The sequence below is a fragment of the Dolichospermum sp. UHCC 0406 genome, assembly GCF_009712025.1.
Lineage (GTDB): Bacteria > Cyanobacteriota > Cyanobacteriia > Cyanobacteriales > Nostocaceae > Dolichospermum > Dolichospermum lemmermannii.
In genome coordinates this window covers 136,126-161,464 of the sequence record NZ_VILA01000014.1, presented here as the reverse complement: position 1 = coordinate 161,464, position 25,339 = coordinate 136,126, and the positions used below count along the sequence as shown (strand labels likewise).

Genomic DNA, 25,339 nt, shown 5'->3' with positions numbered 1-25,339 from the left:
TAGATATCTAATCACCAATCTAATCTAAAATCGAGAAATCAGTTGATTAAATTGGTTTTTGACTGGGTATACCAACCGCACGGGGAAAACTAATTGGTGTGTTTGCTACTTTTCGTAAATAAAGACAATGACGAATACTATTACTCAAGGGAGTAGAAAATTCTTCAATTAGTTCAATTACCCCACCTAATTGGGTAACAGCCATTTCTAAACTTTCATTTTCGGCTTGAGTCCAAGTACCGCGATAAATTACCGCTAAACCGCCTTTTTTTACTAAAGGTAAAGAATATTCAGCACAAGCAGAAACATTACCCACAGCCCTAATTACAGCTAGATCATACTGTTGTCTGTGTTGAATTTGCTGACCAACTTCTTCGGCTCTCCCCAGTAAAGTTTTGGCATTATTCAGAGCAAGTGCTGATAAAATTGTCTCAATAAAACTAATTTTCTTCCCTGTAGAATCTAAAAGCGTAACTTGAGAATTAGGAAAAACTAGAGAAATTGGGATACCAGGAAAACCTGCACCCGTACCAATATCAATTATCCGCTTACCCTTTTCAATACCGGGAATAAATAATTGTTTAGGTGCAATTCCTCGCAAAGAATCCCAAAGATGTTTTTCCCAAAATTCTTCAGGTTCAGTAATGCGAGTTAAGTTAAGTTGACGATTTCCTGCCAAGATTAATTGATAAAGTTGTTGAAATTGGTTTTCTTCCCAGTTTGTTGGTTGCCAATTCAGAGTTTTTTGCCATATTTCCCCCATTTCTGGCAAAATAGTTATAGGTAAAGATTCTAAATTCATTGGTTAAAATTAATTTTTTTAAGTTATTTTGGCGTTACTGATTCAGGGTATGAATTTTAGTCTCACCCCAAGGCGCAATCACGCAAAGGAAAGAGTTTTAAAGGTTCAATTTGGGAATTTCATACCTAATTTTATGTGAAGCTACATAACATCATCAAATCCATGAATTCATCCCTCCTTATCTGTGTTCATCTGCGTTCATCTGCGTTCAATTACTCTGAAGATTAATTTAGAATTAAGCAGATTTTACCTCTTCTCCCTGACTTCTGACTCCTGACTGGTCACTGAGCGAAGCCGAAGTGCTGACTCCTGATGTTAAGACCCCATGATCTAAAGTCCAACAATAATCAGCTATTGGTAACATATCACCAGCGTCGTGTGTTACAACTAACAATGTCCAATCTTTTTTGAGTTTGGCTAATAAATTCACCAATTGGCGACGCATTGACCAATCTAAACCCGCTGTAGGTTCATCTAATAATAGTAAATTTGGTTGACGAATTAACTGCACCGCTAAAGCTAACCGTCGCTGTTGTCCACCACTTAAAGCATGAGGTGACGCAGATAAAGATAAATGATCTAATCCAACCTCTGTTAATGCTTGTTTAACCCTGTCCGCTCCCAGTTCAGGATGTCCTAAGCGCAATTCTTCTAAAATTGTCCCCCCGCAAAAGTGTCTTTCTGGAAATTGAAATACTAAACCGGCTAATTGTTGTAGTTCTTCGGCTATGAGTCCCTGTTCTCTCCAGAAAACTCCACCAGCAGTGGGATCAGCCAATCCAGATAAAATTTCTAATAAGGTGCTTTTACCCGAACCGCTAGGACCAATAATTAAACCCAGTTTCTGGGGTGGTAATTCTAAATTTATAGCTTGAAGAATTGCTTTTGGGCAGGCTGTGGGGTGATAAGTTAGATTTCTGAGATAGAGCATTTGTGAAGATTACCAAGTTATGAGAAATTTTTGATGGAAATAGACGTAATTTATATTCACTATTTTTGCATTTTAGGTAATAGACACAACAATTTCAACTGTAATTATTCTGAGGGTTATCATGTTTAAACAGGTTTTAATGCCTCAATTTAGGATATTCTGGCGATTTGCTCCATTTTTCAAGGTGACTGTAACTACTTCCATCCTTTTAAATATTTTAGTAAATCCATCCTTTGCGGGTGATCCATTTCGCTCTCGTGAACCTCATAAAATTGGCGATCGCACGGAAGCTGTTTTTAATGCTATTTTTCAGCAAGGAAATTACCCAGCAGCCAAAGATGCTTTACAAAAAGCCGTCTCTAGCGAACCCAATGAACCTTTAATTTACGCCATTCAGGCTTCTTTAGCATATCAAAATCAAGATCAAACTAATTTAGCAAAATACAGCCGAAAAACCCTGGAAACTGGACAAAATCTCATCGCTAGTGACCCATTACGTGGTAATTTATACACTGCGGTTGGTCATTTTTTAGAGGGGGCGGTAATTTTAAAGCGGGAAGGAACTGTAAATGGTGCGCCCCTCGCTTTTAGTCGGTTGCGGAAAGTCTATACATATCTTGACAGAGCCGAAGAGATTTCTGCTAATGATCCAGAGTTAAACTTAATTCGCGGCTATATGGATTTAATGTTAGCTGTGAATTTACCTTTTACTAGTCCAGATGATGCAATTAACCGATTGGAAAAAAATGCAGCACCTGGTTATTTAGTAGATAGAGGTATTGCTTTAGCATATCGAGATTTAAAACAACATTCCCAGGCTTTAGATTATGTCAACCGCGCCTTAAAAACAACTGCTGACAACCCAGAAATTTACTATCTCAAAGCCCAAATTCTCCATGAAAAAGGAAAAAAAGAAAAAAGTCAGGATTTAATCAAGGAAGCAATAATTCATTTTGATAAAGCATTAGCCAAAAAGTCTCAACTTCCTGCTAACTTAGTTAAACAAATTGAATATGAACGCAATCAGGCTGTCAGTGGTCAGTAGTCAGTGGTCAGTTGTTACAAAATTCTAGTTTTACCCATTACAAAAATGGAAATTCAATTCCGCGAGTTTAATCCTTTTGATGCTTGGATTTGGTTGAAGTTTAGCAATGTTCCCTCCCAACGGGAAAAACAATATGTAGAAGAAGTATTCAATTCCTGGTTTTATCTAGGTAAATTGGGGGGATTTAATGCGGAAAATCTGCAAATCCAAGATACAGGACTTGATATCAGCCACATGGACTATGATGCAAGAGGCTATGATAAAAGCTTAATGGCTTTGATGCACAACATGGGTGAATTTGAATATGAAGGAGAATGGGGACGTTGTTGGTTTGATTTAGGTACAAGTGATGCGATCGCCTTAGACATTCTTATCAACGCCCTCACCCAACTAACTGAAGAATACGTCACAATTGAAGAACTATACATTGGTGGTGAAAATCCAGATTGGCCTACAGAAGATAGCGAAAGTCGTCCCTCTTCAATTTACGATAATTAATTGTCATCATGAATAAAGAAGGTCAAATCCGGGTAATTGTTTTAGCCCTAATTCGAGATGGTAATCGAATATTTGTTTCTGAAGGATTCGATCCTAAAAAACAATCAATATTCTACCGGGCTTTAGGTGGTGGCGTAGAATTTGGCGAAACTAGCCGCATAGCCTTAGCTAGAGAATTTCAAGAAGAAATTCAAGCCGAATTAACAAATATTCGCTATCTAAGTTGTATTGAGAACTTATTTACTTTTGACGGTAGACAAGGACATGAAATCATTCAACTTTATGAATGCGACTTTGCTGATTCCCAGTTTTATCAAATTGAAAGTTTAACTTTTGCGGAAACACCAGAACGTCAACATCGCGCATTGTGGATAGATATTTCTCGATTCAAATCTGGTGAATTAAGATTAGTTCCCGAAGTCTTTTTTGATTATTTGTAAATCTAGATCCCCGACTTATTTGTTATATCTTGTTAATAAATAATCAATTGAGTTGAGAAGTCGGGGATCTGATTGCTTCTTTGTTATATCTTGTTAATAAATAATCAATTGAGTTGAGAAGTCGGGGATCTGATTGCTTCTTTGTTATATCTTGTATTATTGTTTATCGCTACCCTAGCGAAAATGGTTATAGCGACATTCAAAAACTAAGTCGAGGAGAAAAAATGTCAATTCAAGCATTCCCCGAAATTAATTTAGTTGTAGATGATATTTTGGGATCAATAGTTTCATAGCCAACCTCTAAATAACATCCAATTCACATCTTCAGATATTGGTTATTGAGATTGCAAAAATATTAATCAAAGCAATAATGTTTTTTTACGTCGCTGGTAATTTCCCATTTACAAGACATCCCAGCGGGAAAAGTTACTAAGTCTCCCTTACCCATTTGTACCGCTTGTCCTCCATCAGGAGTGACAACAACATTACCTTCTAAAAAGTAGCAAGTTTCTTGATCATCGTAAGTCCAGGAAAATTGGGATATTTCCTTTTCCCAAATTGGCCAGTTGAATACATCTAACTCATTGAGATGTGCAAGATTTGGTTGATGTACGACTTTAATTTCCATGAGTTTTATTTAACAATAAGATTGGATGTCTTCTCCACACTTATCTACTAAATAACATAATGCGCGAAAACGCAAGCCGACAAACTGATCATACAGTGGGTTTAGTTTGCACATAGGTGGAATATGAGCAATTGTTCGTCCAAAAACCACGATATCACGCTCAAAGGGACATTGGGCAGGAATTACTTTAGCAATCAATTTGGCAACTCGACGATTATCAATTTCAATGTCGTCTAGACGTTGACGGATTTTTTGCAATAAATCAAACTTATTTTTAACTGAATGGTTTTCTTCGATAGGGTTGACAAAACTGGAGAGAATCATCGGTTCACTATTTGTTTTTAGCATTATTGTAAATCCTATGTAGATGAGATTGATAGAAACTGGAGAATGTGGCAATTTGGACTGAACTTGAAGAACGGTAAAGTAGTTGAACTAATTTTTATTAAAACTGGCTTTGTGTTGAATAACTGTTCAGTTGAATACAAAATAACAAAGAAAATATAAAAATGGTATAGTTTTAGCTTATGGATTCCTGATATTGAATATAGTAATTTTATATATGAAATTACTATGGGAATTGCCAAAAACACTGATGTATATAGCTTTCTCCTCCAGCTAGACTGCATAACCATTAGGAAACGATGACATTAATTTTAGGTGATAGAAGATCAATAAAAAAGCTATGCAAGTCACTTTATCGCAGGGAATAGGGAACAGGTAATTTTCTTCTGACTCGGTGACTCCTAACTGGGCCTAGTCCCTGCGTCCCTACCTCCTGCTAACGCTGGCAATTTTGCAAAATATAACTACACAACTCGCAAAAACCATCTCCTTCGGCTGCTGTAGTTATATATGTAGGTTGATGCTGTAACTGATTTGTATACTCCTGGATATTTGCCACACCTACGGACATAGGAAAATAACGCTGGTTAAATAAACTTTCATCATTGGGACTGTCACCAACAGTGATAACCTGTTCTGGCAAGTATGTGGGAAAATATTGATCTAAGACTTTTAATAAACCAGCAGCTTTATTTTGTCCTTGGGGTTTAATATGGCACTGAATATTGCTGTAAGTAAATCCCCAACCCATCTGTTTACAAAGATCACTTATATTTTTTAGTTGATCAGTCGTTAGTGAGGTAAGATCAAATGTCCAGTCTGTGACTCGAAATAAATTATCAGCAGATGCTCGGATTTGCGGAAAATAAGTTTGTAAGTTCACAAAGGTTCTAGCTAAATCTTGACGATGGTTAGCCAAATCAGGAATATGCGTGAGTGTAACTGGATCAGAATTACCTGATGGATAAAATAAACCACCATTTTCGGCAATTGCACCGACAATGGGCATTAAACTACTAATAGCACTTACCCACCCTGCCGAACGTCCAGTCACAATCAAGACCGGAATTTTGGCTGCTGATAGACTCTCTAAAGTATTTAGCAGTTGAGATGTAAATCTGCCATCTTTAGTTAGTGTCCCATCCATATCTGTTGCTAACAGGCAAATATGAGATGAATGCGTAGATGTTATATTAGACAATGGCTGTATATTGATAAAATGCTGATCCAAGTGACTAATAGGTTTGTACATATGACATGATCAAGACAATCTAAAAAATACTTATACCACAGCCAACTACTAAATAAGATTTGGGTATTATAAACATCAGGAGTTAAAAGGTTCAAATTGTGAATTATGGTTAGTACAATTTTTCTGGCTCAATCGTCTAGATTGAAAACAACAAAAACGAATACAGAAGTTTCTAGCAATGAATTACCAGCTATACCATTGCTATTGTGTGCTAGTGGAGGACTGGTTTTAGCTCTGGTTGCTGTAATTATTTATGGCAAAATTTTAGTGCAAAAGGGGGAGAAAAAACTAACTTTTGAAAAATTCCGCACACGAGAATTAGAGAGAAAGCTGAAGTTAGCTTTAGAAACTATTCGCAAAATGGAAACTAATCCAGATTTACTTCACTCACGGGACTTTAACTTAGATTATCTGCGAATGCGGATGTCAGAGGAGGTATTCTATTTTGCCCTAGTTAATCAAATTAAAATTAAGGTTAAAGATAAGATATCTCAAGTCCTACGTCCTGCTCAAGCTAACCAAGGATCTATAGGAGTTGCTAGTAATACTGGTAAGGAAATAGATGAAACTTTCGATATTGAGTATGAAACTGGTGTAGCACCCAACATTGTGAAACGGGTGCTGTTTAGAGCGCAAATTCGATTAATGAAGTTGCCAACTCAAGCTACTTCTTCTACAATTAGTGAAATTATGAATTGTATAGAAACATACCTTAGACCCAAGGAAGATGATGATACCTGGCAACCGACTATTCAAGGTAGGATTGTTTATATGCACTGGGATCAAAAGGCTAAACCTACCGCGTTGCTGATACTAGAACAATCAAATGAAGGCGTGAATGTGACATTTAGAACTAGCCGTCAAACCCCTCTGACAAAAAACAATAGGACAGCAAATTCACATCATGCAGACACTATTCAGAAATAATCACAACTTGAAATTACGAATAAATACCGAAAAATTCAAACCGGAAAAAAATTTTGGTTTGGAATACATCACTTGTATTGAAGAAGACGGATCATCAAAATTAGGAGTTGTGATTAGAAGCAACATTTTGAGCGTCACGGGTTAGAAGACCATCTTCCATTTCGACAATGCGATCAGCGATATCTAAAATCCGGTTATCATGGGTGACTAATAAGATAGCAGTTCCCTGTTCTTTAGCCAAACGCTGCATGATTTCGACTACATCACGTCCTGATTGTTTATCTAATGCGGCTGTTGGTTCATCTGCTAATACTAAAGGAGGATGATTAACTAAAGCGCGAGCGATCGCTATTCTTTGTTTTTGTCCACCAGATAAATTATCTGGATAGTAGTTAACCCGTTCTTGTAAACCTACAGATGCCAGCATATCTTCTGATTGGGAAATAGCTGTTGATTGGGAAATATTATTATTTAATTCCACAGCCATTTGCACATTTTGCCGAGCAGTTAAAAAACCCAATAAATTATGAGCTTGGAAAATATAACCAATCTTCCGTCTCATGTGTACCAGTTTGTTTTGACTAGCACCACACAATTCATCACCTAAGAATTTTAAACTTCCCTCTTGTACCGATCTTAACCCACCAATCAAACTTAATAAAGTCGTTTTCCCTGAACCAGATGGTCCAGTCATAATCACGATTTCTCCAGCATATATTTCCAAACTAATATCAAATAGGATCTGTTTTTTCAGCGATCCTTTACCGTAGTAGTGATTGATATTTTTAATAGATATTACAGGTTCTTTGTTGATCATAATAAAAGGATTCAGGAGTTCAGGAGTCAGGAGTCAGGAGTCAGGAGTCAGGAGTCAGGATAAAGAAGGAAGAAGAAAGAAGGAAGAAGGAAGAATAAATATTGTTTTTTCCAATGACCAAGAACTAAGCTAAAAAATATCGGCTGGATCAGCAGAACTTAATTTCCGAATAGCAATCATTCCCGAAATAAAGCACATTAAAATAGTTAACATGATTACCATAATGGCGCGATTATAACTCATAAATATAGGCAAAAGTGTAGCATCTCTAGCAACATTGTAAAGAACAAGAGCGCAGCCAAATCCAGGTAAATAACCAACAACAGCTAATAAAAAAGCCTCTTGAAGAATTACAGTTAGTAAATAATTTTGAGTGTAACCTATAGCTTTGAGCGTAGCATATTCAGATAAATGGTCATTGACTTCTGTATACAAAATTTGATAAACAATTACAGTTCCTACAATAAAACCCATAATTGTTCCCAAGGTAAAAATAAAGCCAATAGCTGTACTACTTGCCCAATAATTTCTTTCAAATTCAATAAATTCTTCCTTAGTTAAAACATTGATATCTGTAGGTAGATAACTTCGCAATTCTTGAGCTACTAGGATGGGATCTGCACCAGGCTTTAACTTAATAATGCCAATATCAATTAATCCCCTTTGACGGTTATTAAAAATTCGCAAAAAGTTAACATCACTGGTAATTAAATTTCCATCTGCACCAAAAGATGCCCCTAATGTAAATAATCCACCCACCTGAACTTTTCTTCTGCGTACTTCTGCTGTGACAACTTTTCCGGCATTAAAACTATCAGCGATCGGACCATATTCTACTCTGGAAGAACGGTCATATAAAACAACATCAGGAAGTTTGAGTTTATTTAAATTTTCGTCTACTCCAGGTAAATCAAAAAGATTAACTTCTGGATTTATGCCGAAAATTAAGATACTGCGAGGGCGACCTGTAACAGGATTTCTCCAGCTTGTATAGTCTAAATATATAGGATGTACTGACTGAACTGTAGGCAAGTCTAATGCCTTATATAAACGGCGTTGGGAAAAGGTTTTCATTGCTAAAACAGCATTAGATTGACTGTTAATTAAAACCACTTCTCCGGCTAAACTGCTGTGCATTCTCACGTTACTGTAATAGAGTGCATCCCGAAAACCTAGCTGCATGAACATTAAAATATCAGCAAAGGCAATACCTGACAAAGCCACTGCTAGGCGAGTTTTTTCTCTTGTCAGTTGCAGCCAAGATAAAGGTATTTTTACTGCCATTTTTTATTTTTTTTGATCTCGATACTAATTAAGTAGTTGAACATGAATATTTGGCGTAGAAATAGGAAGTTAATTCTCATTAATTTCTACGGTGACTTTAGCATTTGTTAAACCGGAAACTTGCTTGGTAAATTCTGGAGATAGGGCAATTTTCACTTCGACAACTCTGGCATCAATATCTGCCGCTGGATCATTATTGAGGACATCTTTCTTGCCAATTTTTCTACCAATTGATGTAATTCTGCCTTTTAATTGACCATTAAATGCACCGTTGTCACTAGAGATAGTAGCACTTTGACCCAAACGGACTTTATTAATACTATCTTCAGGAACTTCTGCAACTACAAACATCTGATCTGTTTGTCCGATTTCCGCAATTCCATTTGCTCCCATGATTTCCCCTGATTTAGTGTGAATTTTTAATATTTCACCAGAACTAGGAGCTTTAACATAGCTTTGCTGAAGTTCTACTTGAGCTTTTCTCATTAAAGCAATGGCATTAGTAACTTGTGCTTGAGCAACTTGGACATTTAGCGGACTAACTACTAATATTCTGCTCAATCTTTCTCTTTCTTCGTCTATTTGTCTTTGTAAAGTGGAGACAGTTTTGTTACGGTTGGCTGTGGCTTCAATTAACTGCTGTTGTAAGGTCGCTAGGGTTTTAATTTGATTAGCTCTAGCTTCGGAAACTTGCTGTTGAATAGTATCTATTGCCCGTTTTAAACTAGCTTCACTTTCAATTAACTGTTGATTTGTAGTTAACGCACTTAAGCGACGGCGATCGCGTTCTTGCTGAGAAATAGCACCTTGTTTGTATAAAAAATCATAGCGCCCATAATCTACTTGAGCATTTCGTTGTTCGGCTCTAATCCGCTCCATATTGGCTTTTAAAGAATTTCTTTGTCCCAGTAGTTCCGCTTCCAAACGGTTAACTGTGGCTTGTTGGGCAACTTTATCACCACTTAACTGGGCAGCAATTCGGCTAATTGTTGCCTGTTGAGCCTCTTTTTCTCCAGCTAGTTGGGCTTGCAACCGAGAAATAATGAATCTTTGAGCTTGAGCATCTCTTGGTGGACCAGCACTAACTTGGGCTAAATTCGCACGGGATTCTTGCAATTTAGCTTTGGCTTCTTCTACTACTGCCATACTGGTATCGCGGCTGTCTAAAATGGCCACAATCTGTCCTTGCTGTACTCGTTGCCCTTCTCTGACTAAAAGTTGTTGTACTCGTGAACTACCTGATAAACCCGCTGGAGCAGAAAGTTTAACTACTTCTCCTCTTGGTTCTAAGCGTCCTATGGCAGTAATACTATTGGGAACTGGAGCAACAGATACAGTAGAAGTCAGTTTTTTTAATTGTTCCATTCTCGCTGTAGCTAAGAAACCGGCAGCTATAGCTACTGGTAAAGCTACGGCAATACTCAACCAAATTTTTGGCTGCTCAAGTGCCTTTTCTGGGGATTTTGATTTTTCATTCACCCTTGACATGATATTTAACCTATTTATCTGAATTGTGGTGATGAAACTAAAAAAGTAAATTAGCTGTAATTAAAATCCACAGCAAACTTTATCCAAGATTTACACCTCTTTAGGTTTTTGTTTTGGCAATTTTATAACTATTGTTGGGTATGATTAACTTTGGATAAACTACACTCTGTGATTATTCAGGTGTATTATCTTTACATGAAAATTTCTATCTCAAAGCAACCTGGGATACAATTGGTAGATTTTATAAATCATTAGTAGTTGAGATTCCACACTTCATTTTTAAGAAGATGTGCGAAACTTCAAAACTTGCAGTTTACAAGAGAAAATAAAACTTTTGAGCAAATAGGTAAGAATTTTAACAATTAATAATTACTAATTATCAGCCAAAACCAGATAACTAGGAATTTTAGTGATTAACGTTAGTTTTCCCTCCCAAAAGTATCAGTGGTGATGACTTCATATAAATTCTACATTTATCAGTTGAGGGAAAACGTAACGCATTTTACAGATAAGGTAATAGCAATTTTTAATTGCTGACACTTTTGGTAATATTTTCTCAGATTATTCTGGTAACTCTGGCAAGTCAAATAAAACTTTAGTCATATAATTTTCTGCCCAATCTACACCAAAAGCCTTTTCTAAAACTCTACGGGTTTTATCATTTTGTTGCTGTTTGGTACAATAATTATGTTGTCCAGCAATAATTTGAGCTACTTTTTCCGGTGCAACTGGACTAGATGCGATGGCTTGTGTACAATGGATATCTAAAAATGATTCTACGTGAGAAATAAACATTGTTTCTTCTTGGGGGGAACTAGGACGAATAAATAGACAAAAATCGGAAAAAATATTTCCCCATTCTGGTAAATCACGAGGTTGAGAAAAGTTGGCTGTGGTTAATTTACTAAGTTGCGAATTATAACCATCTGGTAAAATCCGCTCTAAGTTTACCGGCGAAAGATCGGCAATTGCTGCACTAATTTGACCTCTACCTCCGACTAAATCACAACCAAACATGGGAATATCATATTCTGGACGGGGAAACATCACACAGTGCAGAATATCTAACATATTCCCTACTCTTGCTAGTTCCAAGTGTATTTTGCGAAACTGGGGACTTTGATAACAGCGATTTTCGATAATTAGTTTTTCCCCTTCTAATTTACCTTCTACATATCCCAATTCCGCTGGTAAATGGTATGGTGATAAGTCTAGGTGTTTATGCCAAACTGCTTCAATACAATCAGCTAGTTGACGAATCAGAGGATGTTGTTGTTCACGAAGAGAAGGAGTAGAAGACATATTATGTAAGAGGGACAATTTATTTGTTAGTTTACAATTATTTGTACCATTTTTTCTGCCTGGAAATATAAACAAAGAGTTATAGTATGGGCTGATCATGAAAATAAATTTATGTAACAAAAAGTGCAATTGTATTCTGTAATATGATTAATTATCTGGGATACTGAATTGTAAGATATTAATATATGACTACTGACTCAAATAATAATTTCAAAAACCAAATTATGATAATTCTTTACAAATAAATAACGACCATAAAAAAATATGAGCTATGACAGTACGCTGAAATACTTAATTGAAGAATATCCCCAAGCCATTGTTCAATGGTTGTTGAATACAGAAATTACAGAAAATCCAGAATTACTAAAAACAGAATTAAACTTAGAACCAATTCGTGTTGATGGACTTTTTTTATTAAAAACCAACAACAATATCATTCATTTAGAATTTCAAACAGTTCATCAATCAAAACCCCCGCTACCATTACGAATGCTAGATTATTGGGTGAGATTATATCGCCAATATGATACTAACATTGAACAAATTATTATCTTTTTAAAACCCACCACATCAGAGGAGGTTTTTATCAATGAATTTAAAACAGCTAATACTTTTCATCGCTATCGAGTCATCAGAATTTGGGAATGTGATCCTCAGAGGATGTTTGAAAAGTTTTAGGTTGTGATTTTAGGCACTTACAGATCCCCCCTAACCCCCCTTGTTAAGGGGGGAACTAGAGTCAAAGTCCCCCTTTTTAAGGGGGATTTAGGGGGATCTAAAAATATTCGATACACCATGAGGGACTTTTCAAACACCCTCTCAACCATTATTAGCAACGACCGAACTTTTGCCCTTAGCTGTATTAGCCAAAGTTGATAATCCCAGAGCAATATTAGAACAAGTTGCAGCTAAAGTAAATATAATAGAAGATAGAAGACAGCAAATCAACGTCTCAGCCTGTGTGCAACTTCTAGCTGGAATTAGATTTGATGCGGATTTGATTAACGCTTATTTTCGGGAGGATATTATGCAAGAATCTGTCGTTTATCAAAAAATCGTTCGAGAAGGTTTAGAACAGGGAAGACGTTCTGAAATTAGATTAATTGTTCGTCAACTTCAACGTCATTTAGGAAAAATAGGGACTGAAACTCAAAATAAAATTCAAGACTTATCTTTTCTGCAATTAGAGGATTTAGGAGAAGCTTTATTAGATTTTAAAACTGAAACTGATCTAATTAACTGGTTAACTGAACATTGTGATTGAAAAAATCATAATTTTACAAATTATCCCCAAAAATCTATAACTTCATATCCCAATTCCCCGATCATCTGCCGCAATAAGGGTAAACTCAAACCAATGACATTACTGTGGCAACCCTCGATTTTCTCCACAAATAAACTCCCAAAACCTTCTAAAGCAAAAGCCCCAGCGCATTGAAGAGGTTCACCTGTAGCTACATAGGCAAGAATAGCGCGATCGCTCATTTTTGCAAAATACACCCTAGTAACTTGACATTTAACCACAGTTTGATTTTTAGTGGTATCAATCAAAACATGACCAGTGTACAAGTCACCAAAATTACCTTGCATCAATTGCCACCGAGCGATCGCTTCCTCAGCATTTTCTGGTTTACCATAAATCCCCCCACCCATAGCCAAAACAGAATCACAACCCATCACCAAAGCTGATGGAAATTGGGAAACCACAGTTTCCGCCTTACACTGAGCCAGCGTTTTCACCAATTCCCCAGGTTCAGTCAGTTGTATTTGTGACTCATCAAAATCACTCGCACAAACCATTGGTTCAATTCCCACAGTTTGCAATAACCGACGACGGGCAACAGAAGCAGAAGCAAGGACAAATTGCGGAATTTTCATAAATTGCTGTATAAGTAATTTTTTGGGTAATTGATCATAGTTAATTCTCAATTACCACCATTTCTAATTATTAATAAACAGTGAAAGAACTCACAACTTCATCAATAATTCGTTGCAGTTTCTTCCAACGTTTCTCAGGAACAGAAGCATTAAACGTAAACAGCTTACCACGACTGATAGCCACACTAGAAATATTATGTCTTTCCTGTCCATTAGGAAATTTAACTCCATATTCTAGAAAGTAGTAAATTTTCCCATTTACTTCCCTTTCAGCCGCATTGATTAACTCAGCAGTCCGATCAGAACCGACAGGAGCAAGAGCCACCTTTCCTAACTTATAACCGACTTCTGTTGGTGTTCCCAATTCCGCTAAAGTTTTACCAGAGGGAACAGGACTAATTACCACAGACACATTTTCTGATACTTCAATTAAATCATGAAACACCACATCAGGCCCATCACCAACTTTAACTTGTAACCAACCATTAGGATAATCAAATTGATAACCGTCAGCACTATCTACAAACCGATTTAGTCCAGCCGCATTAGCCACACCAACACTACTCAAGCTGAAGCTCAACACCAATAATAAGATCAACGTAATTCTTTGCCACATTTTTTCCAATTCCTTTGGTCAGTCAAGAATACAAGGTAAAGATAATTGCAAGTTCTTATTTTCTCACTAATCTGGACAATCTGGAGACTTTACTTTTGTTATCCCCTTCAGGCTTGATAAGTATGTGTGCTATAATTGGACAGTCTCGCACCTTGTGGTCAAATAAAAATCTCTTTGTGGCAACAATTAAGCCCCAAAGACTTTGAAAAATATGAAAAAAGTTGTCGTTGGTCTTTCCGGTGGCGTTGATAGTTCCGTAGCCGCCGCTATGCTGCATAATCAGGGCTATGATGTAATTGGTTTAACTCTTTGGCTGATGAAAGGCAAAGGGCAATGTTGCTCTGAAGGAATGATCGACGCGGCTGATATTTGTGAACAATTGGGTATACCCCATGAAGTTGTTGATATTCGGGATGTCTTTCAAACAGAAATTATTGATTTTTTAGTGACAGGTTATAGTGTGGGAATTACACCTTTGCCTTGTTCCCAATGTAACAAAACGGTGAAATTCGGTCCAATGGTGGAATATGCTCGGGAAAAATTGGCATCAACGAAAATCGCCACAGGTCATTATGCCCAAATCCGCTACGATGACACTACTAACCGTTACCAATTGTTACGAGCCGTAGACCGCAACAAAGATCAATCTTATTTCCTCTATGACTTATCCCAAGACTTATTAGGGGCAACAATTTTTCCTCTGGGTGAACTGAATAAAACTGATACTCGGAGAATTGCTACTGAATACAACTTAAAAACCGCCGATAAACCAGAAAGTCAAGATTTATGCTTGGTAGAAAGCAATGGTTCTATGCGGGCATTTTTAGATAAATATTTAGCCCCCAAACCCGGTGATATTGTTGATGAAACTGGTAAAGTTCTGGGACAACATGATGGTGTTCATCATTACACTATTGGTCAGCGAAAAGGCTTAGGTATCGCCGCCGCCGCACCCTTGTATGTGATCGAATTAGATGCAGCTAATAACAGGGTAATTGTAGGCGATCGCACCAAAGGATCTCAGTCAGAATGTACAATAAATCGAGTAAATTGGGTTTCCATAGCTGAACCCGTTGCCCCCATTCGCGCCGAAGTTCAAATCCGTTATCGTTCCCAACCCGTACCCGTCACAGTCATTCCCCTACCAGATTCCCGCGTCCGGTTAGTATTTGATGAACCACAATTCAGCATCACCCCTGGACAAGCAGCGGTTTGGTACGACGAAGATACGGTATTAGGTGGCGGAATCATCGAACAATCGTAGGGGCGCAGGGCCTGCGCCCTGTCTTTCTGGGGAGAGAACCACCTCTGGCTTAAATACCGCAAGGGGTCTAAATTAAGGGACTTCCAAGAAATAAATTATCCTGATTAACGAACCACAGAGGCGCAGAGGACACAGAGGAATAAGGGTTTGAGAGATTTTTGCGTTAGGTGGTTGAGTATTTTTTTATTTGGAAGTCCCTAAGTGGACTCGTTGAACCAAGAATCTCAGTGGCTAAAGCCAGTAAGAGTGTCAAAGTCATGATAGTTTCGATCCGTATCTTTACCCCTGAGAGTGTAAAATCACTTGTATAGGCATAAAAATTGTGCAGATTCAGGAGTATCTTTGTATAAGCATTCAAAACGAACAAAATTGTGCTTTTGTGCAATTTGGTACAAAGTAGTTTGAGTTTCGGGCAAATCATAAGTAGATATATGATTTTCAATCATGGACATATCTTGAGACGAGAGTGCAGTCCAGTTTTGACGCATATTTTCTAAGTAGCGATTAACAAATTTTTCTCGGTCTTCCCCTTGTTTACAAACTATGTCAATCAAAACAAATACACCCTTGGGTTTCAAAAGATGGAATACTTGCTCAATAACTTTATCTTTTTGTGCCAAACTTAGATGATGTAAAACAAAGGAAGTCGTAACTATATCAAAGCTTTGCTTTCGGTTTTCAGCTAGTTCCTCAACAACTTTCGATATGTCGTCTTCAATAAAAGTTTGTTCACAGTTAATTTGTGCCATGTTGCCTTGGGCAATTTCCAAAGCAGCCGCAGATAAGTCAATTCCGGTATAGGAGGCAACGGTAGTATTTAATAAAGCTTGAACTGATGAACTAGCATCACCGCATCCAAGTTCAAGTAAGGAAAATGGTGTTGGCAAGTAATCAGTTAATAATTTATGCAAAACACCATAAATTTCTCGGTGTTCCATGTAATTATTGACTAGGACTTTTTGATATGTTTCCCAATTCTTCTTAAAGTAATTATCTGATTGAGTTTTCAGAGTATTCATGGAAGCATTCCCATAACTGACAATATATTGAAAATAATAGCAGTATAAGAGGATGTTTGAAAAGTATCAGAATTAATCGAGATCCCCCCAACCCCCCTTACAAAAGGGGGCTAAATTCCTCAAAGTCCCCCTTTTCAAGGGGGATTTAGAGGGATCTGCGGGTGTCAGATCCCACACGAAAAAGTTTTCAAACAACCTCTTAGGAATGTGAATTAAATAAGGTGCAAAAGTAGGGTGTGTTAGCGACAGCGTAACGCACCATTCCAGGTTACATCAGAATTGCAGGTTATTAAATTTGCGTTCCTTAGTTTCATTGGGTTGTTAATTAGCTGTTCCCCAGCACAAACAAAACCACCCGTTAAAAATTTTATCAATGCGTAAGTCATAATTATTTTTTTGTCCATAAAAAAATAAAAACCGTGAAAAAATAAATTCACGGCTTTAATAAAAAATGTGGTGTGAGGAGACTTAACTCACTTCATCATACTTCATCTAAAAATTAGAAGTTCAACTACCGCAAATTTCTTTACAAAGTAATTCTTTGATGACATATATATATTCTTAATATTTGTCACCTTATACTATAGCACCACCACAACTAGAACCACACCCCGCAGTACAACCATAGCAATATTCAGCAGTTTGGACTTCTTGAATTATATCTAAACTACCAATTTCTAATAATTTGCTCACCGTCAATTTTTCACCATTGCTAGTTTTTGCAGGTAAATTCATCATTTGATTAAAGTCACAATCATAAATATTCCCTAAATAGTCAACAGAAATCTGCTCACGACACATTAAACCATCAATTGTTTTTGGGTTAAAATGAGACTCTAAAAAATGTAAATAGCTAAAATAAAGTTGCTTTCTTTCTAAATGAAATTTTGTTCTTCCTACCGGGATATTAGTAATTGTGAAAAGATGATTAAATCGAATATCAAATTTTTCCATCAAAAAGGTTTTATAAGCCTTTTCTAAATTTTTCTGTTCAGGAGTGAGAGAAAAATTTTCACTATTTGGTAATGGAGGATTATAAACCAAATCTAACACTAAATCTGGATTTTGACCATAACCAATTTTATTCAACCATTGCAAAGCCTTAATTGATTGATCAAAAACACCATTTCCCCGCATTTTATCCACATTATCTGCTAAATAACAGGGAAGAGAAGCCACAATCCTTACCTTATTCTCAGCAAAAAAATCTGGTAAATCCTCAAATCCCTCCACAAAATAAATTGTCAAGTTTGATCTCACAATTACCTGTTTACCTGCCTTTCTAGCAGCTTCTACCAATGACTTAAAACCATAATTCATTTCTGGAGCGCCACCAGTTAAATCCACCGTTTTAATTTGCGGAAACTTACTAATTAAAGTAATTAACTGTTGACAAATTTCTGGTGTTAATTCCTCAGTTCTCTTGGGACTAGCTTCTACATGGCAATGGTTACAAGCTAAATTACAACGCTTTCCCAAATTAATTTGTAAAACGTTAATTTGCTTTTTTGTTAGAGGTGAATTTAGCTGTTGAAAAAAAGGTGTAATCATAGAAGCATCTCTAGCACGAATTTCTATAAGAGGATATTTTAAAGGTCATTCAACCTAAGAGGATGTTTGAAAAGTTTTGAATATATAGACTGACCCCTCTCCAAACCTCTCCCCTGCAAGGGGAGAGGCTTTAAAACCCCCATTCCCTTGCAGGGAAGGGGGGTAGGGGGGTTAGGTTTTTGGAGATTACGGGTTTGATATAATACTTTTCAAACACCCTCTAAGAGACAGGGGGAAGTGGCAGACTATTGATAATTGGAACATACCACTTGACTAAATCGAAAGTTTCCTATATTATGGATAAACAACCCATCAATCATTCCCGAAATCTAAATAAAATATTTTTGATCGCTCCACTCCGTTACGCTAGGGAAGTGAAAAGAATAAGAGCGCAGAGCACAAAAGAGCAAGAGTATAAAGGGCTACCGAAGAATTCTCCCAACAACGCAGACAACACGAAAACCAATATTGTTGCAGTGGTTGACGCGGCCGTCGTAGTTGCGATACGCGGAACGGCAGGCTTGAGGATTGTAGATCCAAGACCCGCCCCGCAGCATAACTTCACTGCTTAGACTTGTCCAAGCACTGCCATCTGTAGGCGCATTTATATAGTTTTCATGCCACCCATCCTCACACCATTCCCACACATTCCCACACATATCATATAAACCAAAAGGATTGGCGGGAAAAATTCCTACCTCTGTGGTTTTTTCTCGAAATTGTCCTTTTTGTCCCTGCCCATAAGTGTAGTTACCATTATAATTAGCTAAATCCGTAGAAATTGTTTCCCCACAATAAAACGGGGTAGTAGTTCCTCCACGACAAGCATATTCCCATTCAGCTTCGCTAGGTAAACGATAGGTTTTATTTGCCATTCGGGAAAGTCTGTCACAAAATTCTCGAGCATCATTCCATGATACACACTCAACTGGCAGATTATCACCTTTAAAACGAGATGGATCAGATTTTAAATCAATGTTAACCTTTCCTAGTGCAGCTACAGCCCGCCATTGTTTTTGCGTAACTGGATATTTACCCATGAAAAAGGGGGGAACAGTAACTTGATGTTGTGGACTTTCATCCGAAGTTCGGCCTTCCTCATTTTCTGGAGAACCCATGATAAAAGTCCCTCCGGGAATAGCTACCATTTCCAGAATTACACCATTTCCCAAGTCTTGGGCAAAATACTCTGCTGTTTTGGGAATGGGTTTAATTTCCGGATTAATTATCGGGTCTGGTTGCGGCGTTAGAATAACTTCTTTCCGTCCTCTGATACCACGGATTAAATCCTGTAATGCTTCTTCATCTTCTTCAACATTTGAATTAGTAAATCTAATCCAAGCCCACTGTTTTAAATGATATAATTCATCTGGAATATCGCTAATATCAGGAAGTAAAATAGGAATCACACGAAAACCTTTTTCTTTTTTTTCCAGAAAAAATTGTATTATTGCACCAAGTTCTAAATTCCTCTGAAAAGCTCCCAATCTATTTTGGCTAATAAAAAAAGCACCTACTTTAGACTGCGAAATTCCTTGAAAAACAACTTCTTGAATATTGTCTCCAGCAAAAATTTGCTCCTTATCTAACCAAGGATTTAAACCACCTTGTCGTAGTTTGTTGGCAATTTTTATAACTTCGGGTTTATCTTTACTATTGTGAGCAAGGAAAACATCAAATTGTAGTCGGTTATCAGACATTTTACTCCTCCACACCAGCAATAATCGCCAAAGCCTTCGCATACTCTTCTAAATCGCCTCGCAAAGCAGCCAACTCGCTTCGCAACTTTCCTTCCTCAGACCAACTCACCTCGTGTTCCTTCACACTTACCCCCATAGGTCGTCTTGCTTCCCAAGCTTGTAAAATAGGATGCCATTTAGCTAAAAATGGTCGTAACCCATTATTCAACACCGCAATAGCAATACCCCCAACTGAGTTCTTAGCAGCACCCACATCAGGTCCAGCCGCTTTGAGAATTTCGCGGGTAGTTCCGAATAAACTATACAAAGAATTTAACGCTTCCCGCACTAACCCCTGGTCAACTTCTAAGGACTGCACAGCAACCCGTGTCACCAGTTCCACATACAACGACCAAGCCGCTTTCCGTTCCGTTGTGTCCGCTTCCCATTCCGCAGCACCAATACCAAAGGGAAGACTAATAGATACTTTTTTTAACTTTGCGGGATCTTGTTTAGGCATAAAAGCCATTTTAATAAAATTAATTATTTATTCCATCTAAATTAAACCATACTGAACTTAGAAATAAAAGCAAGAGAATTTATAATTTGGGGAAATCTTGCTGTTTGAGCGAGTTACACGCATTTATTTAGACATCTCGTTCCCATGCTCTGCGTGGGAATGTAGTTAAGAGGCTCTGCCTCTATTATACCTGAAGGTAGAACCTCTAAGATGACATTCCCAGTCAGAGACTGGGAACGAGAGTTTTCTGGCTTTGCGTCTACAGAAGCATCTGCAACAGGTAAATTAAAAGCATCTCCCGGACGAATTTCGACAAAGCCATCTCGTTCCCATGCTCTGCGTGGGAATGTAGTTAAGAGGCTCTGCCTCTATTGTACCTGGAGGTAGAACCTCTAAGATGACATTCCCAGTCAGAGACTGGGAACGAGGAAATTGCGTCGTTTGGGAATAACTTATTGAGTAGGGTGCGTCAGATAGAAGAAATCTGTTTTTTGTCAAAATATCCTCTCTGACGCACCTGAGAACGAGGAAATTGCGTCGTTTGGGAATAACTTATTGAGTAGGGTGCGTCAGATAGAAGAAATCTGTTTTTTGTCAAAATATCCTCTCTGACGCACCCTACAAGAGATAAAATTCACTAGCGTCAGATAGAAGAAATCTGTTTTTTGTCAAAATATCCTCTCTGACGCACCCTACAAGAGATAAAATTCACTAGAGTTTAGATATAAGAATTACTCAATTACCGTGAAAACCGATACAATTTTCTATAGCTTATTTCAAGCATTTCCTAGCATCTTTTTTGAATTAATTAATAATTCTCCCACAGAAGCAGATGTTTATGAATTTACCTCTCGTGAAGTTAAACAACTGGCTTTTCGTTTAGACGGTTTATTTTTACCAACCACCAAAGATCCTAAAAAACCATTTTATATTGTCGAGGTTCAATTTCAACCCGATGATAATTTATATTATCGTCTCTTTGCAGAACTTTTTCTCTACCTACGACAATACAAAACTCCTCATCCTTGGCAAGCTGTAATCATCTATCCTAGTCGTAATATAGAAAGAGAACAGAATTTACAATTTGGCGAAATCTTGCTGCTTGAAAGAGTTACACGCATTTATTTAGATGAGTTGGGAGAGAGTTCTTTAGGGGTGGGAGTTGTTAAACTAGTAATAGAAACAGAGAAGGCTGCACCAGCATTAGCAAGACGCTTAATTGCACAAGCAACCCAACAACTAACTGATATCAAAATTAAACGGGATTTAATTAATCTGATTGAGACAATTATCGTCTACAAATTACCCAAAAAAAGCAGAGAGGAGATTGAAGCTATGTTAGGTTTAAGTGAGTTGAAACAAACCAGAGTTTATCAAGAAGCTTTAGAAGAAGGTAAAGCTGAAGGTGAAGCAGAAGCAACCAGAAAGTTTGCTTTAAAATTGTTACGAACTGGCATGAGTTTAGAACAAATTGCCGAAATTACGGAATTATCTCTTCAGCAAATTCAGGCTTTACAAAAAGAAATTCAAGAATCATAGTTTTAATTAGAACTTGCTGATAGCGTGGCGGATGACTCTTGCATCGTCACGCAAGCTATAACAATATAAACATACATAAAATTAACAACATCCCCCACCATCGTAATACCATGTAGAATTAGTAATAATGATTTCTTCAGGATTTGAATTTGCTAAATTTCCCGCTGTTTTATCACAAACCGCCGCAGGAATTCCTCTTTGTAAAATATGCCCATTCTTATCATCAAAAAATGCTTCCTTACCTGCATAAATCGCTGTTTTACCAGTAAAAATACAAGCTCCGTCTGCGGGAATATCTACCTTAAAAGCCACAGAATCCAGACTTTCTAAAAGCAGATTTTCCTGTAGTTGATAAGTTTGTTTATCTAATAACCGATAAGGACGACGAGCGCGAATTTCAATTTGTCCAAAACCAGCATTAATAATTAATTGAGTATATTCTTGATATGTAATAGCACCAGATAAACATAAAGCGCGTAAATTTTCATTTTGTTGTAAATGAGCAGGAATTGGACTTGTTGCAATTGGGTCACTCATCTGCAAGCGTCCACCTGGTTTCAATACCCGATATGCTTCCTTTAAAGCACGAGTTAAATCTGCTGGTTCAAAAATATTAAACAGGCAATTTTGCGCTACTACATCTACAGAAGCATCCACAACAGGTAAATTAAAAGCATCTCCCGGACGAATTTCGACAAAGCTAGGATCAAACCAAGGGTTTTCTGTTGCAGCAATTTCTAAATTACGCATTGCAGCTTCTCGCATAGCTTCCACAGGTTCAATAGCAATCACCGCACTAGGACGACGAGAAAAATAAGCAAATTGCAAAGCTTCTAAACCACCACCAACACCAATATATAAGACTGTTGGTTCATTATTAAGTTCGTTGTGATGAACCGTAGTTCCACAACCATAGTTCATTTCCTGCATAGCCAGAGGAATTTTTAGCCCTGGTAATTGTAAAGGTGTACTTTGAACACAACAAAGACCTATTTCTGGTGTTTGGGCAACTTGGCTGTAAAATTGGGCTGCGGTTTCTAAATAGGTCATAATCTCAAATTAGGGTTTATGGCTTGACTTTTGTGGTCAAAAAGAGTATTATACATAACTAATAGAAGGGGAGTAGCTGCTGGCAGTAAATCAAAGTTTTCTGTTCAGTATATCTAAGTCAACATACTGGTGATGAGCCTGGTTTAGATAGCGAATAAATAAAGTATTTGAAAGCGAGACCTTCACTGACTACACATTTAACTATGTGGAGTTCAGTGAGGTTTGATTGCTCTCATTGATACTCCACACAGGTAAAAAATCCTTTAGGAGTTTGAGAGAGTGTTAACAGCTTTTACCGCAGGTTTATTACTAATTACCATTTCCGAACTAGGTGATAAAACATTTTTTATTGCTGTGATTCTTTCCATGCACCACTCGCGGCGCTTGGTATTCACTGGTGTAGTAGCTGCTTTAGCGGCTATGACTGTCTTATCAGTTGCATTTGGGCAGGTAGTATCTTTATTACCAAAAGTCTATATTCATTACGCCGAAATAGTTTTGTTTATTGCCTTTGGTTTGAAGTTAATTTATGATGCCAATAAAATGGCTATATCTGCTACCGAAGAAGTCGCAGAAGAGGCACAAGAAGCGGTAGAAAAAGCAGATTTAGATAATTCCCAGCAAAAAAGTGTTTGGTCAATTTTACTGAAATCCTTCGTATTAACATTTATAGCAGAATGGGGCGATCGCACACAAATAGCTACAATAGCCTTAGCAGCCGGGAATAACCCCATTGGTGTGACAATGGGAGCAATATTAGGACACGCAATTTGTGCAGCGATCGCCGTCATCGGTGGTAGATTAATTGCAGGTAAAATTTCTGAAAGACAAATTACCTTTTTAGGCGGCTTTCTATTTATCATCTTCGGCATAGTGGCCGCCATAGAAGGAAAATAAATTCAATACCCCTGTATGCACCTGAGTGAGATACCGTGATAAAATTACAAAACCTGTAGGTGCGTGGTTTCCCCGCCCTCAGTTGTACTTTTAAGTCTTAGTCAGATGTAAATTTTTTTATAGGGGTACATTATGGGCTTTTTACTGAGAATTGTCGGCTTTGGGTTGCTAATTTTGGGTATTTACCTTGTAGGAGAAAATATCTTTTTTACAACCAATGTTTATCCTTATTGGTGGCGAGGAATTTCTGCTGATATTTCAGTATTAGCATTAACATCAGGTGTACTCTTGCTAGTTTTTGCTCCAGGAAGTATGAAAGATTTGGGATGGACTGCTGTTGCCGTTGGTATTATGGCCATATTTATTAGCAGTCGTGCAATTCTTAACCCTACTAGTTTATGGCAGTTTTTTCTCTCACTAATTTGCATCGCCTCTGGTTATAAAATGCTTACAACAGGATACTTACCCTTTTAATTTCAGCATCCTGATCAAAAAATAATTTATTGATCAGGAGTTGAATTATTTTTTGCTCAACTCCTATTTTATTGCTAAAAAACTCAGAGACTTTTATCAGTTTACCTCTCCTCCCTACACCTTACGGAGTAGCCGTAGGTGATGCCGTAGGTGATTCTGTGGATGAAGGCGTAGGTGATGCCGTAGGAGTAGGATTAGAAGCTGCGGCTTTATTTATTTCATCCTTATACTGAGCCGGTGCTAAAGCCGTCGCACTATCAAATAAAGGTTTTGCTTTATCAAGCTTACCTTGTTCCTTAAACAGCATTGCCTTTGCTAAAACGGGGCGAAAATCTTGAGCATCTTTCTTAATTGCTTGATCATAAGCAGAGATAGCTTTATTATCATTCTTTTGAAAAGCGTATACACTACCTAAAAGCACCTGCACAGCAACCACATCCACACTACCCGGCTGAATAGTATTAGCTTGAGTCGCAGCAGCTAAACTTTCTTGTAATAAGCCAATAGCTGCTTCTGGACGCTTTTCACTTAATTGCAAATTCACCATGCCCTGCAAAGCTTTCAAATCACCAGGTTTTTTAGTTAAAATAGAGCGATAAGTTTGGGCAGCCCCCTCCTTATCACCAATTTGTTGTTTAGCTTGTGCCAGTAAAACCCCATACTCCGACTGTTGGGGATTGAGTTTAGCGAGTTTTTCTAAAGGTTCAATCACAGCTTGAATATCCGCTGGTTTCACTTCCCCTTGGCTTTTTTGACTCAACAAACCTAAACGCGCTTGCAAAAGTCCCTTGAGTGCAGTTTGATTTTCTGCATCTTTTTGTAAAACTAATTCATAACCCCGAACTTGATCTTCCAGTTTTGACTTTTGCTCCGATGAAGATATTTTAGGGTCAGCAGTGGGCTGATTTTGTGGAGATGATTGGGGTTTATTAACCGCTGTAATGATAGGCATAATAGAAACACCCAAAAAAGCAACAACAGCGAAAGCTAAAACTACTCGGACTATCCAGCGATTACGCGATTCAGACACAATATTATTCTGCTCCTAAATGGGAATGAGATAAATTGCAAAGTTAAAAATTTCCAAAACTTT

29 protein-coding genes are annotated in these 25,339 nt (G+C 37.5%); 12 read left to right on the top strand and 17 right to left on the bottom strand.

From position 1 onward, the window contains the following. Window positions 1–46: 46 nt before the first annotated feature. Window positions 47–802 (bottom strand): 16S rRNA (guanine(527)-N(7))-methyltransferase RsmG, encoded by a 756-nt coding sequence (rsmG, locus tag FJR09_RS11750; RefSeq protein WP_015083696.1) that lies wholly within the window; start codon window positions 800–802, stop codon window positions 47–49. A gap of 235 nt (window positions 803–1,037) precedes the next feature. Next, complete coding sequence (locus FJR09_RS11745) at window positions 1,038–1,733, bottom strand: ABC transporter ATP-binding protein (protein ID WP_168632361.1); 696 nt, start codon at window positions 1,731–1,733, stop codon at window positions 1,038–1,040. Between the two features lie 121 nt (window positions 1,734–1,854). Here FJR09_RS11745 and FJR09_RS11740 point away from each other — a divergent pair, with 121 nt between their 5' ends. Genes FJR09_RS11740 through FJR09_RS11730 form a run of 3 tightly spaced genes read left to right on the top strand, consistent with a single transcriptional unit; the run spans window position 1,855 to window position 3,716 of the window. Continuing rightward, window positions 1,855–2,778 (top strand): Sll0314/Alr1548 family TPR repeat-containing protein, encoded by a 924-nt coding sequence (locus tag FJR09_RS11740; RefSeq protein ID WP_168654087.1) that lies wholly within the window; start codon window positions 1,855–1,857, stop codon window positions 2,776–2,778. 45 nt (window positions 2,779–2,823) lie between these two features. Further along, a complete protein-coding gene (locus FJR09_RS11735; RefSeq protein ID WP_015083699.1) occupies window positions 2,824–3,276 on the top strand; it encodes a DUF3531 family protein in 453 nt (150 codons plus the stop codon). Window positions 3,277–3,284: 8 nt separating this feature from the next. Next, the gene (locus FJR09_RS11730) at window positions 3,285–3,716 is read left to right on the top strand and encodes an NUDIX hydrolase (protein ID WP_015083700.1); all 432 of its coding nucleotides are present in this window, start codon (window positions 3,285–3,287) and stop codon (window positions 3,714–3,716) included. Window positions 3,717–4,071: 355 nt separating this feature from the next. On the opposite strand, the gene FJR09_RS11725 is transcribed toward FJR09_RS11730, so the two are convergent. The 3 genes from FJR09_RS11725 to FJR09_RS11715 form a co-directional block, all read right to left on the bottom strand. Further along, on the bottom strand, window positions 4,072–4,344 hold the full coding sequence (locus FJR09_RS11725) for a cupin domain-containing protein (RefSeq protein ID WP_168652183.1): 273 nt from the start codon (window positions 4,342–4,344) through the stop codon (window positions 4,072–4,074). Window positions 4,345–4,353: 9 nt separating this feature from the next. Then, window positions 4,354–4,692: a Mo-dependent nitrogenase C-terminal domain-containing protein gene (locus FJR09_RS11720; RefSeq protein ID WP_148760798.1), complete on the bottom strand. Its 339-nt coding sequence runs from the start codon at window positions 4,690–4,692 to the stop codon at window positions 4,354–4,356. A gap of 433 nt (window positions 4,693–5,125) precedes the next feature. After that, on the bottom strand, window positions 5,126–5,941 hold the full coding sequence (locus tag FJR09_RS11715; RefSeq protein ID WP_168654086.1) for an HAD family hydrolase: 816 nt from the start codon (window positions 5,939–5,941) through the stop codon (window positions 5,126–5,128). Window positions 5,942–6,046: 105 nt separating this feature from the next. Here FJR09_RS11715 and FJR09_RS11710 point away from each other — a divergent pair, with 105 nt between their 5' ends. Continuing rightward, complete coding sequence (locus tag FJR09_RS11710; RefSeq protein ID WP_015083704.1) at window positions 6,047–6,868, top strand: hypothetical protein; 822 nt, start codon at window positions 6,047–6,049, stop codon at window positions 6,866–6,868. Window positions 6,869–6,968: 100 nt separating this feature from the next. On the opposite strand, the gene FJR09_RS11705 is transcribed toward FJR09_RS11710, so the two are convergent. After that, window positions 6,969–7,685, bottom strand: a complete 717-nt coding sequence (locus FJR09_RS11705) for a DevA family ABC transporter ATP-binding protein (protein ID WP_015083705.1) — start codon at window positions 7,683–7,685, stop codon at window positions 6,969–6,971. Here FJR09_RS11705 and FJR09_RS11700 point away from each other — a divergent pair. Next, the gene (locus FJR09_RS11700; RefSeq protein WP_158310565.1) at window positions 7,675–7,818 is read left to right on the top strand and encodes a hypothetical protein; all 144 of its coding nucleotides are present in this window, start codon (window positions 7,675–7,677) and stop codon (window positions 7,816–7,818) included. The genes FJR09_RS11705 and FJR09_RS11700 overlap by 11 nt on opposite strands. Here the strand turns inward: FJR09_RS11700 and devC are convergent. The 3 genes from devC to FJR09_RS11685 all read right to left on the bottom strand — a co-directional run bounded on the left by devC (window position 7,815) and on the right by FJR09_RS11685 (window position 11,759). Beyond that, window positions 7,815–8,969, bottom strand: coding sequence for an ABC transporter permease DevC (devC, locus tag FJR09_RS11695; RefSeq protein ID WP_015083706.1), 1,155 nt, complete (start codon window positions 8,967–8,969; stop codon window positions 7,815–7,817). The two genes, FJR09_RS11700 and devC, sit on opposite strands and share 4 nt — an antisense overlap. Window positions 8,970–9,038: 69 nt before the next feature. After that, on the bottom strand, window positions 9,039–10,457 hold the full coding sequence (locus FJR09_RS11690; RefSeq protein WP_015083707.1) for an HlyD family efflux transporter periplasmic adaptor subunit: 1,419 nt from the start codon (window positions 10,455–10,457) through the stop codon (window positions 9,039–9,041). Window positions 10,458–11,018: 561 nt separating this feature from the next. Continuing rightward, on the bottom strand, window positions 11,019–11,759 hold the full coding sequence (locus FJR09_RS11685; protein ID WP_015083708.1) for a phycocyanobilin:ferredoxin oxidoreductase: 741 nt from the start codon (window positions 11,757–11,759) through the stop codon (window positions 11,019–11,021). A gap of 264 nt (window positions 11,760–12,023) precedes the next feature. Here FJR09_RS11685 and FJR09_RS11680 point away from each other — a divergent pair, with 264 nt between their 5' ends. Next, window positions 12,024–12,437 (top strand): hypothetical protein, encoded by a 414-nt coding sequence (locus FJR09_RS11680; RefSeq protein WP_051155262.1) that lies wholly within the window; start codon window positions 12,024–12,026, stop codon window positions 12,435–12,437. 169 nt (window positions 12,438–12,606) lie between these two features. After that, window positions 12,607–13,023 (top strand): DUF4351 domain-containing protein, encoded by a 417-nt coding sequence (locus tag FJR09_RS11675; protein WP_051155263.1) that lies wholly within the window; start codon window positions 12,607–12,609, stop codon window positions 13,021–13,023. 20 nt (window positions 13,024–13,043) lie between these two features. Here FJR09_RS11675 and FJR09_RS11670 read toward each other — a convergent pair whose 3' ends face one another. Together FJR09_RS11670 and psbP are read right to left on the bottom strand one after the other, a co-directional pair. Beyond that, a complete protein-coding gene (locus tag FJR09_RS11670) occupies window positions 13,044–13,637 on the bottom strand; it encodes a nucleoside triphosphate pyrophosphatase (RefSeq protein WP_015083709.1) in 594 nt (197 codons plus the stop codon). A 70-nt stretch (window positions 13,638–13,707) separates the two neighbouring features. Next, a complete protein-coding gene (gene psbP, locus FJR09_RS11665; protein WP_015083710.1) occupies window positions 13,708–14,253 on the bottom strand; it encodes a photosystem II reaction center PsbP in 546 nt (181 codons plus the stop codon). Between the two features lie 211 nt (window positions 14,254–14,464). Here psbP and mnmA point away from each other — a divergent pair, with 211 nt between their 5' ends. Then, window positions 14,465–15,517, top strand: a complete 1,053-nt coding sequence (gene mnmA, locus FJR09_RS11660; protein ID WP_015083711.1) for a tRNA 2-thiouridine(34) synthase MnmA — start codon at window positions 14,465–14,467, stop codon at window positions 15,515–15,517. Between the two features lie 299 nt (window positions 15,518–15,816). Here mnmA and FJR09_RS11655 read toward each other — a convergent pair whose 3' ends face one another. The 4 genes from FJR09_RS11655 to FJR09_RS11640 form a co-directional block, all read right to left on the bottom strand. Continuing rightward, window positions 15,817–16,536, bottom strand: a complete 720-nt coding sequence (locus FJR09_RS11655) for a class I SAM-dependent methyltransferase (RefSeq protein ID WP_168653693.1) — start codon at window positions 16,534–16,536, stop codon at window positions 15,817–15,819. Window positions 16,537–17,112: 576 nt separating this feature from the next. Further along, complete coding sequence (gene arsS, locus FJR09_RS11650; RefSeq protein ID WP_168653119.1) at window positions 17,113–18,087, bottom strand: arsenosugar biosynthesis radical SAM (seleno)protein ArsS; 975 nt, start codon at window positions 18,085–18,087, stop codon at window positions 17,113–17,115. Window positions 18,088–18,509: 422 nt separating this feature from the next. Then, complete coding sequence (locus FJR09_RS26150; protein WP_168653120.1) at window positions 18,510–19,787, bottom strand: SUMF1/EgtB/PvdO family nonheme iron enzyme; 1,278 nt, start codon at window positions 19,785–19,787, stop codon at window positions 18,510–18,512. Between the two features lies 1 nt (window position 19,788). Further along, the gene (locus FJR09_RS11640) at window positions 19,789–20,286 is read right to left on the bottom strand and encodes a hypothetical protein (RefSeq protein ID WP_168653121.1); all 498 of its coding nucleotides are present in this window, start codon (window positions 20,284–20,286) and stop codon (window positions 19,789–19,791) included. A gap of 210 nt (window positions 20,287–20,496) precedes the next feature. Between FJR09_RS11640 and FJR09_RS24680 the strand changes: the two genes are divergently transcribed. Together FJR09_RS24680 and FJR09_RS11635 are read left to right on the top strand one after the other, a co-directional pair. Then, window positions 20,497–20,673: a hypothetical protein gene (locus tag FJR09_RS24680; protein ID WP_160289948.1), complete on the top strand. Its 177-nt coding sequence runs from the start codon at window positions 20,497–20,499 to the stop codon at window positions 20,671–20,673. A gap of 357 nt (window positions 20,674–21,030) precedes the next feature. Next, window positions 21,031–21,825 (top strand): Rpn family recombination-promoting nuclease/putative transposase, encoded by a 795-nt coding sequence (locus FJR09_RS11635; protein ID WP_168653122.1) that lies wholly within the window; start codon window positions 21,031–21,033, stop codon window positions 21,823–21,825. A gap of 81 nt (window positions 21,826–21,906) precedes the next feature. On the opposite strand, the gene arsM is transcribed toward FJR09_RS11635, so the two are convergent. After that, window positions 21,907–22,875: an arsenosugar biosynthesis arsenite methyltransferase ArsM gene (gene arsM / locus FJR09_RS11630; RefSeq protein ID WP_168653123.1), complete on the bottom strand. Its 969-nt coding sequence runs from the start codon at window positions 22,873–22,875 to the stop codon at window positions 21,907–21,909. Between the two features lie 279 nt (window positions 22,876–23,154). Between arsM and FJR09_RS11625 the strand changes: the two genes are divergently transcribed. Both FJR09_RS11625 and FJR09_RS11620 read left to right on the top strand, forming a co-directional pair. Next, complete coding sequence (locus FJR09_RS11625) at window positions 23,155–23,772, top strand: TMEM165/GDT1 family protein (RefSeq protein ID WP_168653124.1); 618 nt, start codon at window positions 23,155–23,157, stop codon at window positions 23,770–23,772. 132 nt (window positions 23,773–23,904) lie between these two features. Further along, the gene (locus tag FJR09_RS11620) at window positions 23,905–24,246 is read left to right on the top strand and encodes a hypothetical protein (protein ID WP_015083718.1); all 342 of its coding nucleotides are present in this window, start codon (window positions 23,905–23,907) and stop codon (window positions 24,244–24,246) included. Between the two features lie 121 nt (window positions 24,247–24,367). Here the strand turns inward: FJR09_RS11620 and FJR09_RS11615 are convergent, their stop codons facing one another. Continuing rightward, entirely contained in the window at window positions 24,368–25,276 is a 909-nt protein-coding gene (locus FJR09_RS11615; protein WP_015083719.1) for a lipopolysaccharide assembly protein LapB, read from the bottom strand. Between the last annotated feature and the right edge of the window lie 63 nt (window positions 25,277–25,339).